Origin of the sequence: Pseudomonas entomophila (genome assembly GCF_018417595.1) — a bacterium.
GTDB lineage: Bacteria > Pseudomonadota > Gammaproteobacteria > Pseudomonadales > Pseudomonadaceae > Aquipseudomonas > Aquipseudomonas entomophila_C.
Map to the genome: position 1 here is coordinate 2267554 of NZ_CP070982.1, position 15279 is coordinate 2282832.

The 15279-nt window shown below is 62.9% G+C and carries 11 protein-coding genes; 5 read left to right on the plus strand and 6 right to left on the minus strand.

Features of this window, described 5'->3' with window-relative positions; all coding sequences use genetic code 11:
* Positions 1-26 precede the first annotated feature (26 nt).
* Positions 27-2543 carry a hypothetical protein gene (locus tag JYG34_RS10110; protein WP_213660551.1) on the minus strand — a complete coding sequence of 839 codons (2517 nt, stop codon included), beginning with the start codon at positions 2541-2543 and terminating at the stop codon, positions 27-29.
* A gap of 89 nt (positions 2544-2632) precedes the next feature.
* Positions 2633-3445 carry an exodeoxyribonuclease III gene (gene xthA, locus JYG34_RS10115; protein WP_213660552.1) on the minus strand — a complete coding sequence of 271 codons (813 nt, stop codon included), beginning with the start codon at positions 3443-3445 and terminating at the stop codon, positions 2633-2635.
* 164 nt (positions 3446-3609) lie between these two features.
* Between xthA and JYG34_RS10120 the strand changes: the two genes are divergently transcribed.
* The 3 genes from JYG34_RS10120 to JYG34_RS10130 are packed head-to-tail and all read left to right on the plus strand — an operon-like array spanning position 3610 to position 9727.
* On the plus strand, positions 3610-4260 hold the full coding sequence (locus JYG34_RS10120; RefSeq protein WP_213660553.1) for a GNAT family N-acetyltransferase: 651 nt from the start codon (positions 3610-3612) through the stop codon (positions 4258-4260).
* Between the two features lie 53 nt (positions 4261-4313).
* Positions 4314-6056, plus strand: a complete 1743-nt coding sequence (locus JYG34_RS10125) for an autotransporter assembly complex protein TamA (protein WP_213661143.1) — start codon at positions 4314-4316, stop codon at positions 6054-6056.
* Positions 6053-9727: a translocation/assembly module TamB domain-containing protein gene (locus JYG34_RS10130; protein ID WP_213660554.1), complete on the plus strand. Its 3675-nt coding sequence runs from the start codon at positions 6053-6055 to the stop codon at positions 9725-9727. The genes JYG34_RS10125 and JYG34_RS10130 overlap by 4 nt, the downstream gene beginning before the upstream one ends.
* A gap of 124 nt (positions 9728-9851) precedes the next feature.
* Here the strand turns inward: JYG34_RS10130 and JYG34_RS10135 are convergent, their stop codons facing one another.
* Positions 9852-10232 (minus strand): Mor transcription activator family protein, encoded by a 381-nt coding sequence (locus JYG34_RS10135; protein ID WP_213660555.1) that lies wholly within the window; start codon positions 10230-10232, stop codon positions 9852-9854.
* Between the two features lie 441 nt (positions 10233-10673).
* Here JYG34_RS10135 and JYG34_RS10140 point away from each other — a divergent pair, with 441 nt between their 5' ends.
* Positions 10674-10862, plus strand: a complete 189-nt coding sequence (locus JYG34_RS10140; RefSeq protein ID WP_011533313.1) for a hypothetical protein — start codon at positions 10674-10676, stop codon at positions 10860-10862.
* 35 nt (positions 10863-10897) lie between these two features.
* On the opposite strand, the gene JYG34_RS10145 is transcribed toward JYG34_RS10140, so the two are convergent.
* Positions 10898-11260: a fe2+ zn2+ uptake regulation protein gene (locus JYG34_RS10145; RefSeq protein WP_213660556.1), complete on the minus strand. Its 363-nt coding sequence runs from the start codon at positions 11258-11260 to the stop codon at positions 10898-10900.
* 199 nt (positions 11261-11459) lie between these two features.
* Between JYG34_RS10145 and pvdQ the strand changes: the two genes are divergently transcribed.
* A complete protein-coding gene (gene pvdQ, locus JYG34_RS10150; protein ID WP_213660557.1) occupies positions 11460-13775 on the plus strand; it encodes a bifunctional acylase PvdQ in 2316 nt (771 codons plus the stop codon).
* Between the two features lie 98 nt (positions 13776-13873).
* Here the strand turns inward: pvdQ and JYG34_RS10155 are convergent, their stop codons facing one another.
* Both JYG34_RS10155 and JYG34_RS10160 read right to left on the minus strand, forming a co-directional pair.
* The gene (locus tag JYG34_RS10155) at positions 13874-14596 is read right to left on the minus strand and encodes a UDP-2,3-diacylglucosamine diphosphatase (protein ID WP_213660558.1); all 723 of its coding nucleotides are present in this window, start codon (positions 14594-14596) and stop codon (positions 13874-13876) included.
* Positions 14593-15093, minus strand: coding sequence for a peptidylprolyl isomerase (locus JYG34_RS10160; protein ID WP_213660559.1), 501 nt, complete (start codon positions 15091-15093; stop codon positions 14593-14595). Before JYG34_RS10160 ends, JYG34_RS10155 begins: the two co-directional genes overlap by 4 nt.
* Positions 15094-15279 lie beyond the last annotated feature (186 nt).

A 15279-nucleotide genomic window follows, 5' to 3' on the forward strand; every position in this document is an offset into this window, starting at 1 on the left:
CAGAAGCGGGACTGGTCAACGGAAAACTACTCGGTTTTTCGAGCAAGCCCAGAGACGATCGCCACGACTAGCAGGCCGATGGCCCAGCCAAACAGGGTTTGTACCCAGATCAGCAGGCGCACGCCATGCTCGACGGAGTGCGAGCGGTACTCCACCACCCAGTTTCCGTTGGGTGTGGGTACCCGAGGCGCCCAATCGGACTCTTGCTTGAGGTCGACAAAGGGCATCAGGACATCCAGTGAATAGGCAAGGGGGCTGAACCCTGAGTACTCTGCGGGTAGTTTTTCGCACAAGTACCAATTGCCCTTCCCTACGACGGATACATCCGGGTTGCGCAAGCTCCACGTTTTGAGGCCATCGGGTTGGCAGACTTGGTAGGTGGGGTTCTGGAATATCAGCGGGTCGCTCGGTGCGAATATGCCTAAGAGCGCGGCATACCAATAGATGGCGCCGCATACGATCCACGTTCCGACAAACCAATACAAAAGCCGGATCGGGCGGTAGCCATAACCGGTGAAGAAGCCATAGGACCAGTGTAGGAAGCGAGTCAGGGTGCGACTGACGGAATCTCTGCGCCTACGTTTCGACGCAGGATCAGCCTGGCCTACCAGACCCAGCTTGCGTTTTTCGTTTTCCAGTGCAATCCCGATTTCACGTGCCTCTGAGAAGTGCGCCATATCCTCCAGCACGTTCTTGAGGTGCCACCAGGGTTGAGGACGGAAATTTTCGGGAGTTGACTGATTGGCCACTTTCTTTCGCTTGGTGCATTTGGCCAGCAGGAATTTGAGGTGCTGAAACCTGTTGGGGCGCTGAGGTTTATTGGTGTTACGTTGTGCACTGAGGTCTGCAACCTGTGAGCGTAGCCAATCAAGCCGATGCTGTGTGCCAAGTGACTGGTCGACTGCCAGAGTGTCGTACTTGAAACCATTGAGGACAATTCGCTTGCCCCAGCTCGTTAAGTCGTCGTGCAGGCGTGCCACATGTGCGTTGGCCAGGGAGGCGTTGCGCAGAGGTACTTCCAGCTTTCGCAGATCCAGAGTGCCCTTGATTCGAGCACCCTCAAGACTCAGCGACAGAGGCTCCTGGACGGTAAACTCGGAGCCGGCGCAACGAAGTTCACCTTCAATGGTAGCGTCGTTGAAAACTACACAGCTATCCGCTTTGATCTTCAGGACAACCTTGCCCAGGATCGTCGACTGACTGAGCGTAAGTGAACGTCCATTATCGGGCGACTCAAACCGGGCGTCATGGCATATCAGGTCGCCCTCGAGTCGTGTACATAGCAGCCGGACAGTTCCCTGAGCCCTGAACCCGTCGCTGAGCCTTACATCCCTGCCGACTACGGCGGCGTCGGCGGATAGAGCCTGGCCATTGGCTGCGAGGATTCGGGTGCCCCGACAAACCAATTGTTGACTGATCCGAGTCGTTATCAGGCGGACTTCCCCGGTGATGTCGGCATTCGATAAGTCCAGGTTGCCGTCGATGTAGGCGCCGTCGAAGCAGATGGCCTCTCCAGCGGCCTCGAACCGCCCCGCCAGAACGGCTCGATCATTGATCTGGGCCTTGTTGAAGACGACGGGGCCTTTAGCACTGAAGTCCCTGATCAGAAACACCCCTTGCCGGAGGGTTGCACCATAGGCTTCCACTGCGGGTTCACCCTGGCCGTCAAAGGAACCGGCCAGGGCGAACATCCCGTCAACCTGGGCATTGGCAAGGTGGACCTGGCCGTTTGCCTTGGCGTTGTGCAGCATGGAGAAATTCTGTTTTACATGAGACCCAAAAAAATCGAGTGCCGGGCCGCTATGACTGGTAAGTGTGGCCCCATCCAGCAAGAAGTCACCGCCTATCGTTGCATTGAGACAGACGATGCATCTGTGGCCACCCTCCAACCTAGAATTGACAAGGCTGATATCAGACTCGATTACGGCATTTGTCAGATTCAGGGCATGCTTTTCCCCACCGTGAAGCATGCTCGCGACACATGCGAACCCGCCCTTGATCTCGATCCCTCCAAGATCCAAACTGCCTGTAACCTGGATGTTGTCGAAGCTCACATCGCCGGTGATTCTTGCTCCAGGGGCTGACAACCCTTCCGCATTGTCATCGTCGATGAGCGTTCTCGAAAGGTTGAGGCTACCGTGAATGAGACAGCGAGGGGCAGCCATCGACGGCATTCGGCATTCATCCAGATTGATTGGGCCGCGAAGGGAGGCATCGCTAAAGACGAGAGGTTGATCGAATGTGCAGTGGGAGAGGTCGAAAGGTGCGCAGGTGGTAGCGTTCTGTAGATCGAGCGAGCCTTGAACGTAGGCACCCCGCAATCGGATACCTCGTTCATGCACAGCGATATCTTGATCACCGCCCAGAATCAGGAACCTGAGAAAGCCTGCGCGTATGGTCTGGATAGGGTGAGGGACTCTGGGCCGATTAAGGTTCAGAACCAGTTGCTGACCATCCCTGCAATGATCGAGAAGCTTCTGTTCCGCGATCGTCAGTTGTCCGAAATCGCTGAGTGACCTTCCTTTGGTTTTGATCGTGCTCACAGTCGTCCCAGTAAAAATCAATACAGGCCTGGCATCTCATCGCCAGGCCTGTGTTTGCTGCATGCAGCAGGTCACGTGCTAACGCTTTTTTAATCAAGCTCAAGCCAGATCGGCGCATGGTCCGACGGCTTTTCCATCCCGCGCAGCTCATAGTCGACCCCAGCCGCCTTCAGCCGCGGCAGCAGCCCCTGCGATGCCATGATCAGGTCGATCCGCAGCCCGCGCTTGGGCTCATCCTCGAAACCACGGCTGCGGTAGTCGAACCAGCTGAAGCGGTCGGCCACCTCCGGGTGCAGGTGACGGAAGCTATCGACCAGCCCCCAGCCCTTCAGACGCTCCATCCACTCACGCTCCTCGGGCAGGAAACTGCACTTGCCGGTCTTCAGCCAGCGCTTGGCGTTGTCCGGGCCGATGCCGATGTCGCAGTCCTGGGGCGAGATGTTCATGTCACCCATCACCAGCACCGGCTGGCCGTTCTGGAACTGGCCTTCGAGCAGGGCTTGCAGGTCGCTGTAGAAGCGCTGCTTGGCCGGGAACTTGGTGGGGTGGTCGCGGCTTTCACCTTGGGGGAAATAGCCGTTCATCACGGTGATGGGGGTACCGTCGCGGTCGGCGAAGGTACCCCAGATGAAGCGACGCTGGGCGTCCTCTTCATCGCTGGCGAAACCCTTGGACAGCGACAGCGGCTTTTCCCGCGAGAGCAGGGCGACGCCGTAGTGGCCTTTCTGGCCGTGGTAGTGCACGTGGTAGCCGAGCGCCTCGACGTCCTTGAGCGGGAACTGATCGTCGCTGACCTTGGTTTCCTGCAGGCCGATCACGTCCGGCTGGTGCTTGTCGATCAGCGCTGCCAGCTGGTGCGGGCGGGCGCGCAGGCCGTTGATGTTGAACGAGACGATCTTCATGGAAAGACGATCCTGGTAAAAGCTTCGGATGCTAGCCGACATCGCCCGCCACGGCCAGCGTGGCGCCCTTCGATTGGCGCTGCTAACGTGCTGAGGTGAGGTGAACGTTACGCAGTGGAGCACCTCCAAGGCACTGTACGCCCATTCCAGGAGGACTGCCCGCAATGCCCGACGCCACTGCCGCCCCGGCCCAGGTTACCCTGCTCGATGCGGGTTTCGCCCGTGAAGCACGCTCGCTGCTTTACCACGCCTACCGCCACGAACCGACTTTCGCCTGGCTGTTCGAGGGCCAGCGGCCGGGCTACGAACGGCGCCTGAGGGTGATGGTGCGCGAGTGGGTGCGCCAGCACTTCTACCTGGAACTGCCGGCGATCGGCCTGCTGGTGGAGGACCGCCTGGTGGGGCTGGCCTTGATCGTGCCGCCGCACCGGCGCCTGGGGGTGGCCGACAGCTGGGCCTGGCGCCTGCGCATGATCCTGGGCACCGGCTTGCGTTGCACCCGGCGCTACCTGGACTACCAGGCCGCGCTCGCCGGCTGCCTGCCTGGCGAGCAGGTGCATGTGTTGCCGTTGCTGGGGGTGCATCCGCAGTTCCAGGGCCAGCACTATGGCGAACAGCTCTTGCAGGCGGTGCATGACTGGTGCGCCGAGGACCCGGCCACCGATGGTGTGGTGCTGGATACCGGCAACGCCCACTACCTGGCGTTCTATCAACGCCAGGGTTATGAAGAGATCGGGGAGATTGCTGTAGGGCCAATCCGAGAGCGGGTATTCTTTCACCCGAATCCTGTGTCATCCAAGGTATCAAACCTGTGACAGGCATTTACTGACGGCTCCGTTGACTGTCTCGCTCTGGTAGCATGCGCCGCATGACGTATTCAGGAAGACTTGGCTGGGGCCTGCTGTTGTTGGCCGCCAGCTCCATGGCATGGGCCCAGAGCGAATTGCTGGTGCGGGTCAAACCCGCCAACAAGGCGCTCAAGGCCAATATCGAAGGTTATATCGGCAACCTCGGGGACCGCGACGAAGAGGCGCTGCTGCGCTTCAGCCGCGGTGCCGAGGAGCAGGCGCGCAAGGCGGCCCAGGCGCTGGGCTATTACCAGGCGCGCATCGACGCCGAGGTCAAGCCACCACCCGACAAAGACAAACCGCCGCAACTGATCCTGCGTGTGGACCCGGGTGAACCGGTGCGCTTGCGCAATGTGACCGTGCGCATCGAAGGGCCGGCCACCGAGCTCAAGGCGTTTCGTATTCCCGACAGCAAGGCGCTGCGTCCAGGCGAACAGCTCAATCATGGTCACTACGAGGACGCCAAGCGGCTGATCCAGAACCAGGCGTCGCGCTATGGTTTCTTTGCCGGGCGCTTCGAGCGCCAGCGCCTGGCGGTCGATCCGCAGGCCGGCGTGGCCGATATCGAGCTCATCTACCAGAGCGGCCCGCGCTATCGCCTGGGGGCGGTGACCTTCGGTGGCGATGCGCCGCTGGACAACGACCTGTTGCAGCGCATGGTGTCGTTCAAACCTGGCACACCCTACGACTCCGAACTGATCGCCGAACTCAACAACGACCTGCAATCGAGCGGCTACTTCGAAGGGGTTCGTGTCGACGCGGCGCCGACTGCCGCCGTAGGCGAGGACATCCCGGTGGCTGTCCAGCTCGATATTCGCAAGCCACGCACCATGGGGCTTGGCCTGGGCTTCTCGACGGATGTCGGCCCGCGTGGCAAGGCCAACTGGACCCGCCACTGGGTCAACCCGCAGGGCCACAGCTATGGCTGGGAAACCGAACTGTCCGCCCCCCGGCAGAACGTCGGGTTGTGGTACGACATTCCCCTGGACCCACCCCTGACCGACAAGCTGCGTTTCGCCGGCGGCTACCAGAACGAAGAACTTGCCGGCACCGACACCCTGAGCAAGCTGCTCACCGTCGGCCCTGAGTGGCACAGCAAGCTGGCCAGCGGCTGGCAGCGGGTGATCTCGTTGAAGTACCAGCGTGAAGAGTATCGCCTGGGCGATGATTCGGGGCTGAGCAACCTGTTGATGCCCGGCGTCAGTTTCTCCTACCTGCGCAGTGACAACCGTATCGACCCGCACAACGGCTACCGCCTGCAGTTCGACCTGCAGGCCGCCAAGGAAGGCTTGGGCTCGGACACCAACCTGGTGCACGGCAACGTGCTGCTCAAGGGCCTGACCACCCTCGGCCAGAACCACCGCTTCCTGGGGCGCGTGCAGTTCGGTGGCAGCGCCACCAATGGCTATCAGCAGAACATCCCGCCATCGCTGCGCTTCTTCGCCGGTGGTGACCAGAGCGTGCGCGGCTACGACTACCAATCGTTGTCGCCGACCAACAACAAGGGTGACAAGATCGGTGGTCGCTACCTGGTGGCGGGCAGCGCCGAGTACCAGTATTCGATTGCCGAGAAATGGCGCCTGGCGACTTTCATCGACCAGGGCAACTCGTTCAACTCGCTGGAACTGCCCAGCCTCAAGACGGGCGTCGGTGTCGGTGTGCGCTGGGTCTCGCCGGTCGGGCCGTTGCGCCTGGACCTGGCCCATGCGCTGGACGACGATGGCGGCTTCCGTTTGCACTTCTCCATGGGGCCTGAACTGTGACGCGCGTGCTCAAATCCATTCTCCTGGGCGTGTTGGCGCTGTTGCTGCTGCTTGCCCTGGCGCTGGGCCTGGTACTGGGCACCCAGGCCGGCAGCCGCTGGGCGCTGGGGCTGGTCCCTGGGTTGCAGGTCGACGACTTCGACGGTCGCCTGGGGGGCGCCTGGCGAGCCAGCCAGCTGCGCTGGGTCGATGGCGACAACCGTGTGGAACTGCTGGCGCCGCAACTGAGCTGGTCGCCTGCGTGCCTGCTGCGGGCAACCCTCTGCGTCGAGCGCTTGCAGGCCGAACGCGTCGACATGGCCTTCGCCCCGAGCGAGACGCAGGCCGATAGCGGTCCGCTGAAACTGCCGGCCTTGCGCCTGCCGCTGGCCATCGAAGTGGGTGAGGCCAAGGTGGGGCAGTTGCGCCTGGACGGTGACGAACTGCTCGGTGATCTGCTGCTTGTCGCGCATTGGACCCGCGGGGGGCTTCAGGTCGACAGCCTGCAAGTGCGCCGCGACGACCTGCACCTGGAGCTCAAAGGTCAGCTGCAACCAGAAGAGGACTGGCCTGTACAGTTGCAAGGCACTTTGCAATTGCCCGCCGTCGACGGCAAGGCCTGGCAGCTGGACCTGAGTGCCAAGGGTGAATTGCAGAAGACCTTGACCCTGGACGCTACCAGCCGCGGCTACCTTGACGCCCACCTCACGGGGGAGCTGCAAGCCCTGGCCGAGCATCTGCCCGCCAGCGTCAGTATTCGCGCCGATGGCTTCAAACCGGCCGGCACGTTGCCCGATACCCTGCAGTTGAATCAGCTTCGGCTGGATGCCCAGGGTGACCTGCTCAAGGGCTACCAGTTATCCGGGGCGGCCAGCCTGCCCGCCGAGCAGGGGCCGATCGGCCTGGCGCTGGGCGGCAAGGTCGATGCCAAGGGCGCCCGTCTCGATGCCCTGGATCTCAACGCCAGCGACACCCAGCGGTTGAAGCTGCAGGCCAGTGCCGACTGGCAGAAAGGCCTGAGCGCCGACGCCACCCTCGACTGGCTGGACTTCCCCTGGTTGTGTCTCTACCCCCTGGAGCAACCACCTCAGGTCACGCTAAAGCGGTTCAATGCCCAGGTGCAGTACCGCGACGGCACCTACAAGGGCGCCTTCAGCGGTGATCTCGATGGCCCGGCCGGCGCATTCAAGCTGGCCAGCCCGTTCGAGGGCGATCTCGCCCAGGTTCGCTTGCCGCAGCTGGCCCTGAGCGCGGGGCAAGGCAAGGCGGGCGGCAGCGTCGCATTGCGCTTTGCCGACACATTGGCCTGGGATGTCGACCTGCAACTGTCGGCGCTCGATCCGGCCTACTGGCTGGCGGAGCTGCCCGGCACCCTGGCGGGTCCGCTGCGCAGCCAGGGCGAATTGAAGAACGAACAGCTCAAGCTCAAGGCGCAACTCGACCTCAAGGGCCGCCTGCGCGGTCAACCAGCGCTGCTCAAGGTCGACGCCGATGGCGCAGGTGACAACTGGGCACTGGGCAGCCTGGCCGTGCAGCTGGGTGACAACCGCATCAACGGCAGCGGCAGCCTGCAGCAGCGCCTGGCCGGGCGGATCGACCTCGATCTGCCGCGCCTTGGCCAACTCTGGCCGCAGTTGCAGGGGCAGGCCAAGGGACGCCTGGACGTCAGTGGCACCCTGGCCGCGCCACAGGGCACCCTGGTGTTGCAGGGGCAGCAGTTGGCGCAGGCCGACAACCGCGTGCAGCGGCTCGAGCTGGATGCACGGTTGGACAGCGCCCAGCGCGGGCTGGTCACGCTCAAGGCCGGCAACATCCGCCTGGGTGACACCGCTTTGGGCGCCCTCGATGTGCAAGGCAAGGGCGATGCCCGCCAGCAGGCCGCGACACTGGCCTTGGATGGTCCGCAACTCAAGCTCGACCTGGCCCTGGATGGCGCCTTGAGCAAAGGCGACTGGCGCGGGCGCCTGGCCAGCGGTCGGATCCAGGCCGGCGGCCAGGATTGGCAATTGCAGGCACCCGCCCGCCTGCAGCGCCTGGCCAGCGGCCAGCTGGACTTTGGCGCGCACTGCTGGCGCTCGGGCCAGGCCAGCCTGTGCGGCGAGGACCAGCGCCTGGCCCCGGAGCCACGCCTGCGCTACCACCTCAAGCAGTTCCCGCTGGACAGCCTGGCACAGTGGCTGCCCAAGGACTTCGCCTGGCAGGGGCTGCTCAACGCCGACATCAACCTCGACATGCCCGCCAGCGGGCCCAAGGGCAGCGTCCGTGTCGACGCCAGCGCGGGCACCTTGCGCGTGCGTGACAAGGGGCGTTGGATCGACTTCCCGTATCAAGTGCTACGCCTGGACAGCAACCTTGCGCCACGCCGCGTCGACACCCGCCTGGACTTTCGTGGCGAGCGGCTGGGCGAGTTGTCCCTCGATACCCGGCTCGACCCCCTGGGGCGTAACAAGCCGTTGTCCGGTGAGTTCCGCCTGGCCGGCCTCGACCTGGCCATCGCCCGGCCGTTCCTGCCGATGGTCGAACGCCTGGCCGGCCAGCTCAACGGCAGCGGGCGACTCTCGGGCAGTCTGCTGGCGCCACAGGTCAACGGCACCCTGGCCCTGACCGGAGGCGAAGTAAGTGGCGCCGAGTTGCCCGTCAGCCTGCAGGACCTGTCGTTGCGCGCGTTGATCGCGGGCGAGCAGGTTCAGCTCAGCGGTGACTGGCGCAGTGGCGATGCCGGGTGTGGGCAACTGGCTGGCCAGATGACCTGGGGGCAGGTGCTGGCCATGGACCTGCGTCTGCAAGGGCAGCAACTGCCGGTCAGTGTCGAGCCCTACGCGGCACTGGAAGTTGCTCCGGACCTGACCATTCGCCTGGTTGACGACAAACTCGCAATCACCGGCAAGGTGCGGGTGCCCAAGGGCAAGATCACCGTGCGCGAATTGCCACCTTCGACAGTCAAGGTCTCGGACGACACTGTGATCGTCGGGCACCAGACCGAGGAGGGCAAACCGGCCATGGCGATGGCCATGGACATCGATGTCGAGGTGGGCAGTGACAAACTGGCGTTCAGCGGTTTCGGCCTGACCGCCAACGTGCTCGGCCACGTGCATATTGGCGACAACCTCGACACGCGCGGTGAGCTGAGCCTGGCCGATGGACGCTACCGCTCCTACGGTCAGAACCTCACCATTCGCAGGGCGCGGTTGCTGTTCGCCGGCCCGATCGACCAGCCGTACCTGGATATCGAAGCCATTCGCAAGGTGGGCGATGTGATCGCCGGCATCCGCCTGAGCGGCAGCGCCGAGCAACCCACCACGAAGGTGTTCTCCGAGCCCGCGATGAGCCAGGAGCAAGCCTTGTCGTACCTGGTGCTGGGTAGGCCGCTGAACAGCACGGGCGAGGACAGCAACAGGATGGCCGAGGCGGCACTGGGGTTGGGGCTGGTGGGGGCCGAAGGGCTGACGGCGGGCCTGGCGTCGAACCTGGGCATCGATGACTTCCAGCTGGACACCCAGGGCGCGGGCAACACCACCAGCGTGGTCGCCAGTGGCAACCTCACCGAACGCCTGAGCCTGCGTTACGGCGTGGGGGTGTTCGAGCCAGCCAATACCATCGCCTTGCGCTACAAGCTGAGCAAGAAGGTCTACCTGGAGGCCGCCAGCGGCCTGGCCAGCTCGCTGGATATCTTCTACAAGCGCGACTTCTGACCGCACGCCAGCATCCTCACCGTCCTTGGCGGCCGGTGAGGATGTTTCTGGCCGTGTTCTGCTGCGGCGATCCTTCTATCCATGCCTTGATCCTGTCCTTGGATCTTCCTGCGTTGCTGGGCGCTCAACGAGCATGATGTTCCTGACGACGGATGTTGCCGATCTGGCGCAAGCTCAATCCGTACTTGTCAGCCAGCAGGCTGCGCGACAGGCCGTCCGCGCTTTCCCTCTGGATCTGCTGGTTGCGCAACTGGCGTTGGAAGTGGTCGGCCTTGGGGATCTCCAGGGCGATGCCAGCGAAGCGCTCGATCAACGCATCAAGTGCTTCGGCTGGCAGGACATCGGCCAGTTTCGTGCGCTCGCGGTGTTTGGGGATGTACTTGGGGCGGCCACCGAATGCGCGGGTCAGGTGGTAGGCATTCTCGATGCCGATGCATTCGATCAGCGATTGCAGGGAGTGGGGCAACTGGTTTATTTCGATGTTGTTGAGGTCTGGCATTTCCATGCAGGTATTCCTTCTACTGAATCTTGTTGTCATGACGCTTGGCCGTCGATGGCAAGTGCCGAGGTTGCCACTGAGTGGCTTGGCTCGATTTTCAGGTAGCTCCAGAAAGCGCCGCTAGGCGCGAAGCGGAACGGGGGTTGTAGCCTGCACGCATTGTCTTTCGCGGGCAGTCGCCCAATCCGATGTAGGAAATTCCTTCATGCTTGCGCTACAGGCCCCAAAACTCCTAGAGAAGGCCTTCCGTGGTGGCATTTAGGGTGCAGACATCTAGGGGTAATCTTGCCAATGCACGACTTGCCTAACGGACACACAGGTGCTGTGCTCGATTGCGCGTAAGGAAAGTGGCTTGCGGCAGGAATGTCAGCGTAGGAAAAGTGGGCGCGGTATCATGGCGCTGGCTCCGTGGGAGCCCCATGTCCCCGATGTCGCAAGGAAACTCCGATGACACATGTGCAGCGCCTGAAATATTCGATCCTGATCATCCTGGTGGTCCTGGGCATCATGCTCGGCCTGAGTTACCTGCAGAAGCAGGGCACTATCAGCGAGCAGACGTTCCAGTACATCGCCATCGCCATTGCGGTCGTGGTGGTGGTGATCAACGGGATCCTGCGGCGCAAGGTCAAGCCCTGAGGCGGACGGGCCGGCTGTCCTGGCCGGCCAGGCGCTCAGCGTGTGGCCGGCAGCTCGAGCACGGCCCGGGCCTGGGCTTCCAGGCTGTAGCACTTGTCGCTGCCCAGGCTGATGACGCCTTCGGCACACAAACGCTTGAGCACTTCGCGCACGCTCAGGAACGACAGGGGAATATCCAGCTGTTCGAGCTGTGCGTGAACGCCGCGCACGCCAATGCTGCGACCATCACGGGCCGCACTGTGCAGGGCGTCGATGACCTTGAGCCGGATCAGGCTGGTGCGCAGGCCGTAGGTGCGCAGCAGCTCGCGGATCTGCTCGTTGCCGACGCGCTCGTCCTGCCCGCCGGGTGCCTGGGCCGGGCCTGGTGGCATCTGCAGGGAAGGTTGCGGGTTGTACATGTGAATGCTCCTTTTCGTGGACTGTCCCGAAATCATGAATGCCTCACTAATTAAGACGAATGAGAACGAAAAAACTGCAATCCCCGTGGAAAAAAATCTGACACGCCTTGTTCAAGACGTTGCAACCCGCCACGGGGCGTAAAATTTTCATCCGGCTTTTCGTCTGATCGGGATAACCCCGATTGCACGAGGAGTGCTTGTGATCTCTCTTTCGCGTCCCCTGTCGCACCTTGGGCTGGCCACCCTGCTGCTCGGCACCAGCCTGGCCGGCCAGGCGCGGGAGGCTGCCGGTGAAGCCTCCGCGCAGATTCGCCGGACCAGCTTCGGCGTGCCGCATATCCTCGCCAAGGATGAACGTGGCCTGGGCTACGGCATCGGCCATGCCTATGCCCAGGACAATCTCTGCCTGCTGGCCAATGAAGTGTTGACGGTCAATGGTGAGCGTTCGCGTTACTTCGGCGCGCAGGCAAAGACCGTTGAGCTGCGTGAAAACCTCGCCAGCGATCTGTTCTTTACCTGGCTGAACAACCCACAGGCGGTCAATGGCTTCCTTCAGGCGCAGCCCAGTGCCGTGCGCGACCTGCTCGAAGGCTATGCGCTTGGCTACAACCGTGCCTTGGGCGAGCGGCGCGCGCAGGGCCTGCCCGCCGAATGCGGAAAAGGCGATTGGGTACGGCCGATCACCAGTCTCGATCTGGTCAAGCTGACCCGTCGCTTGCTCGCCGAGGGCGGAGTAGGGCAGTTCGCCGAAGCGGTGGTGGCTGCCACGCCGCCGAAGCTGGCAGCGCAACGCCCGACGGTCGACTACAGCGTGGCCTTGGCACGTCAGGCGGCATTCGCCGCGGAGCGCGGCAGCAACGCGGTTGCCGTCGGTGCCGAGCGTTCGGCCAACGGTCGTGGCCTGCTGCTGGCCAATCCACATTTCCCATGGGTGGGCGGGCTGCGCTTCTACCAGATGCAATTGACCATTCCCGGCCAGTTGGACGTGATGGGGGCGGCATTGCCTGGGCTGCCGGTGGTCAATATCGGTTTCAACCGGCACCTGGCCTGGACCCATACGGTCGACACGTCCAAGCATTTCACGCTCTATCGCCTGCAACTCGATCCGAAGGATGCGACGCGCTACCTGCTGGACGGCCAGTCGCTGCCGCTCGAACGGCAGATGCTGAGCGTCACGGTCAAGGGAGAGGATGGCGTCTTGAACCGGATCGAACGGCCAGTCTACCTGTCGAAATTCGGCCCGGTGGTGCAATGGCCTGGCCGATTGGATTGGGATCGCCAGGCCGCCTACAGCCTGCGTGACGCCAACCTGGACAACACCCGAGTGCTTGAGCAGTGGTACCGGATCAACCGGGCCGACAGCCTGGACGCCTTGAAGGGCAGTATCGGGCAGTTGCAGGGTATTCCCTGGGTCAACACCCTGGCGGTGGACAGTGCCGGGCGGGCGATGTACCTGAACCAGTCGGTGGTACCTTACGTTGACCAGGCGCTGCTGTCGCAGTGCAGCAATCCCCAGGCTTCCGGCCCGCTGGTGATACTGGATGGCTCGCGAACTGCCTGCCAGTGGAAGGTCGATGCGCAAGCCGCCCAGCCCGGTATCTTCCCGGCACACCTGTTGCCGAGCCTGGAGCGTGGCGATTTCGTGCAGAACTCGAACGATTCCGCGTGGATGGCCAACCCGGCGCAGCCATTGACCGGTTTCTCGCCACTGGTCAGCCGCGCCGACCAGCCACTTGGCATGCGTAGCCGCTTCGCCCTGCAGCGTCTGCAGGGCACTGCCAAGTTGGGTGTCGCGGACCTGCAGCGCATGGTTTTCGATGACGAGGTTTACCTGGCCAGCTTGCTGCTGCCGGATCTGCTGCAATGGTGCAAGGGTGCAGAGGCCGATCTGCAATCGGTGTGTACCAGTCTTCAGGCCTGGAACGGCAAGGCGGACCTGGACAGCGGTATCGGTCTGGTCCACTTCACCAACATCCTCAATACGCTGTCGCAGCACCCGGAAAGCTGGCGTGTGCCGTTTGACCCTGCGGACCCACGGCACACGCCTCGTGGCCTGGCGGTGGAGCAGGCGGCGGTCGGTAAGCTGCTGCGCGAAGCGGCCCTGGCCTCGCTGGAGCAGGTCGACAAGTCGGGTATCAGTGCCGATCAGCGCTGGGGGCAGATCCAGCAGACAGCGAATGGCACGCCAGTGCCGGGTGGCCCGCAGGCTTTGGGTGTGTACAACGCGATGGTCAGCGTGCCGGTGGGGCCGGGCAAGCGCCTGGTGGTGAGTGGTTCGAGCTATCTGCAGGTGGTCAGTTTCACCGAGCAGGGGCCGCAGGCCCAGGGGCTGCTGGCGTTTTCGCTGTCGAGTGAAGCGGCTTCGCAGCATGCGGGCGATCAGACACGCGCATTCGCGGCCAAGCAACTGGCACCGATTCCGTTTACCGAGGTACAGATCAAGGCGGATCCGCAGTTGCGGCAGTATGTGATCAGCGAGCGTGACAAGGCGGTGGTGGCGAGCAGCGTTCAGTAGCCTTGGCCCGGCAAGGCCGGGCATCGCCAGCAAGGCTGGCTCCTACAGGTATTGTTGTAGGGGCCAGCCGTGCTGGCGAAAACGGGCACCGGTCGAGCTCAGGAAAACTCGAACGGCGCCAGTTGGAAGCCCTGTTCATCGACCTGCAGCGCCCAGCCGCGTCTGTCCCAGTCCCCCAGCACGATACGCCGCGCCGGATGACCGTCGACCACCAGCTTGTGGATCGCCGGGCGGTGGGTGTGGCCGTGCACCAAGGTGCGAACACCATGCGCCGCCATCACCTTCGGTACTTCGTCCGGGGTGACATCGACGATTTCGGTGTTCTTCATGCGCGTCTGCGACTTGCTCTCGCTGCGCAGCTTGCGCGCCAGCTTTTGTCGCGTGGCCAACGGCAGGTGCCGCAGGATCCACAGGCTCAGCGGGTTGCGCAGGTAGCGGCGCAGCTTCATGTAGCCGACATCGCGGGTGCACAGCGTATCGCCATGCATCAGCAGCACGGCTTCGCCGCCCAGTTCGATCACGCTCGGGTCGTCCAGCAGGGTGCAGCCGGCGGCCTGGCAGAACGCCTGGCCGATGAGGAAATCGCGGTTGCCGTGCATCAGGTAGATCGTCGTGCCGCTGTCGCTCAGCTGGCGCAAGGCCTGGCAGATCGACTGCTGGAACGGCGTCATGGCATCGTCGCCGATCCAGGCTTCGAAGAAGTCGCCGAGGATGTACAGCGCCTTGGCGTGCCGCGCGCGGCCATCGAGCAGATCAAGAAACGCCCGGGTGATGTCCGGGCGTTCTTCTTGCAGGTGCAGATCGGAGATCAGCAGTATCACTCAATGATCTCGGCTTTCTCGATGATCACGTCGTCCTTCGGTACGTCCTGGTGGCCGGCCTTGGAGCCGGTGGACACGCCTTCGATGGCATCGACGACTTCACGGCCTTCGATCACTTCGCCGAATACCGCGTAGCCCCAGCCCTGCACGTTCTTGCCGCTGTGGTTGAGGAAATCGTTGTTGCTGGCGTTGATGAAGAACTGCGCGGACGCGGAGTGCGGCTCCATGGTACGGGCCATGGCGATGGTGTACTTGGCGTTCTTCAGGCCGTTGTCGGCTTCGTTCTGGATGCTGGCGCGGGTTTTCTTCTGGCTCATGCCTGGCTCGAAGCCGCCGCCCTGGATCATGAAGCCCTTGATCACACGGTGGAACACAGTGTTGTCGTAGTGGCCTTCCTTCACGTACTGAACGAAGTTCTCAACAGTTTGCGGGGCTTTCTCTGCGTCCAGTTGCAGGACGATGTCGCCGTGGTTGGTGCTCAGTTTGACTTTGGACATGCTTAAGTTCGCTCTCAAGGCATCGGGAATAGGGTGCGCCAGGTTGTGCCGGTTACCGGGCACAAGGCGCGCGGTCGCCATTTTTGCACGGATCGCGATAATTCGCGCCAGTTTGTCGGTGCCTGGCTGTCGGCAGCTTGACTGCTTCGGCTATGATAGGCCCTTTGATTCAATCGGCCTACCCGG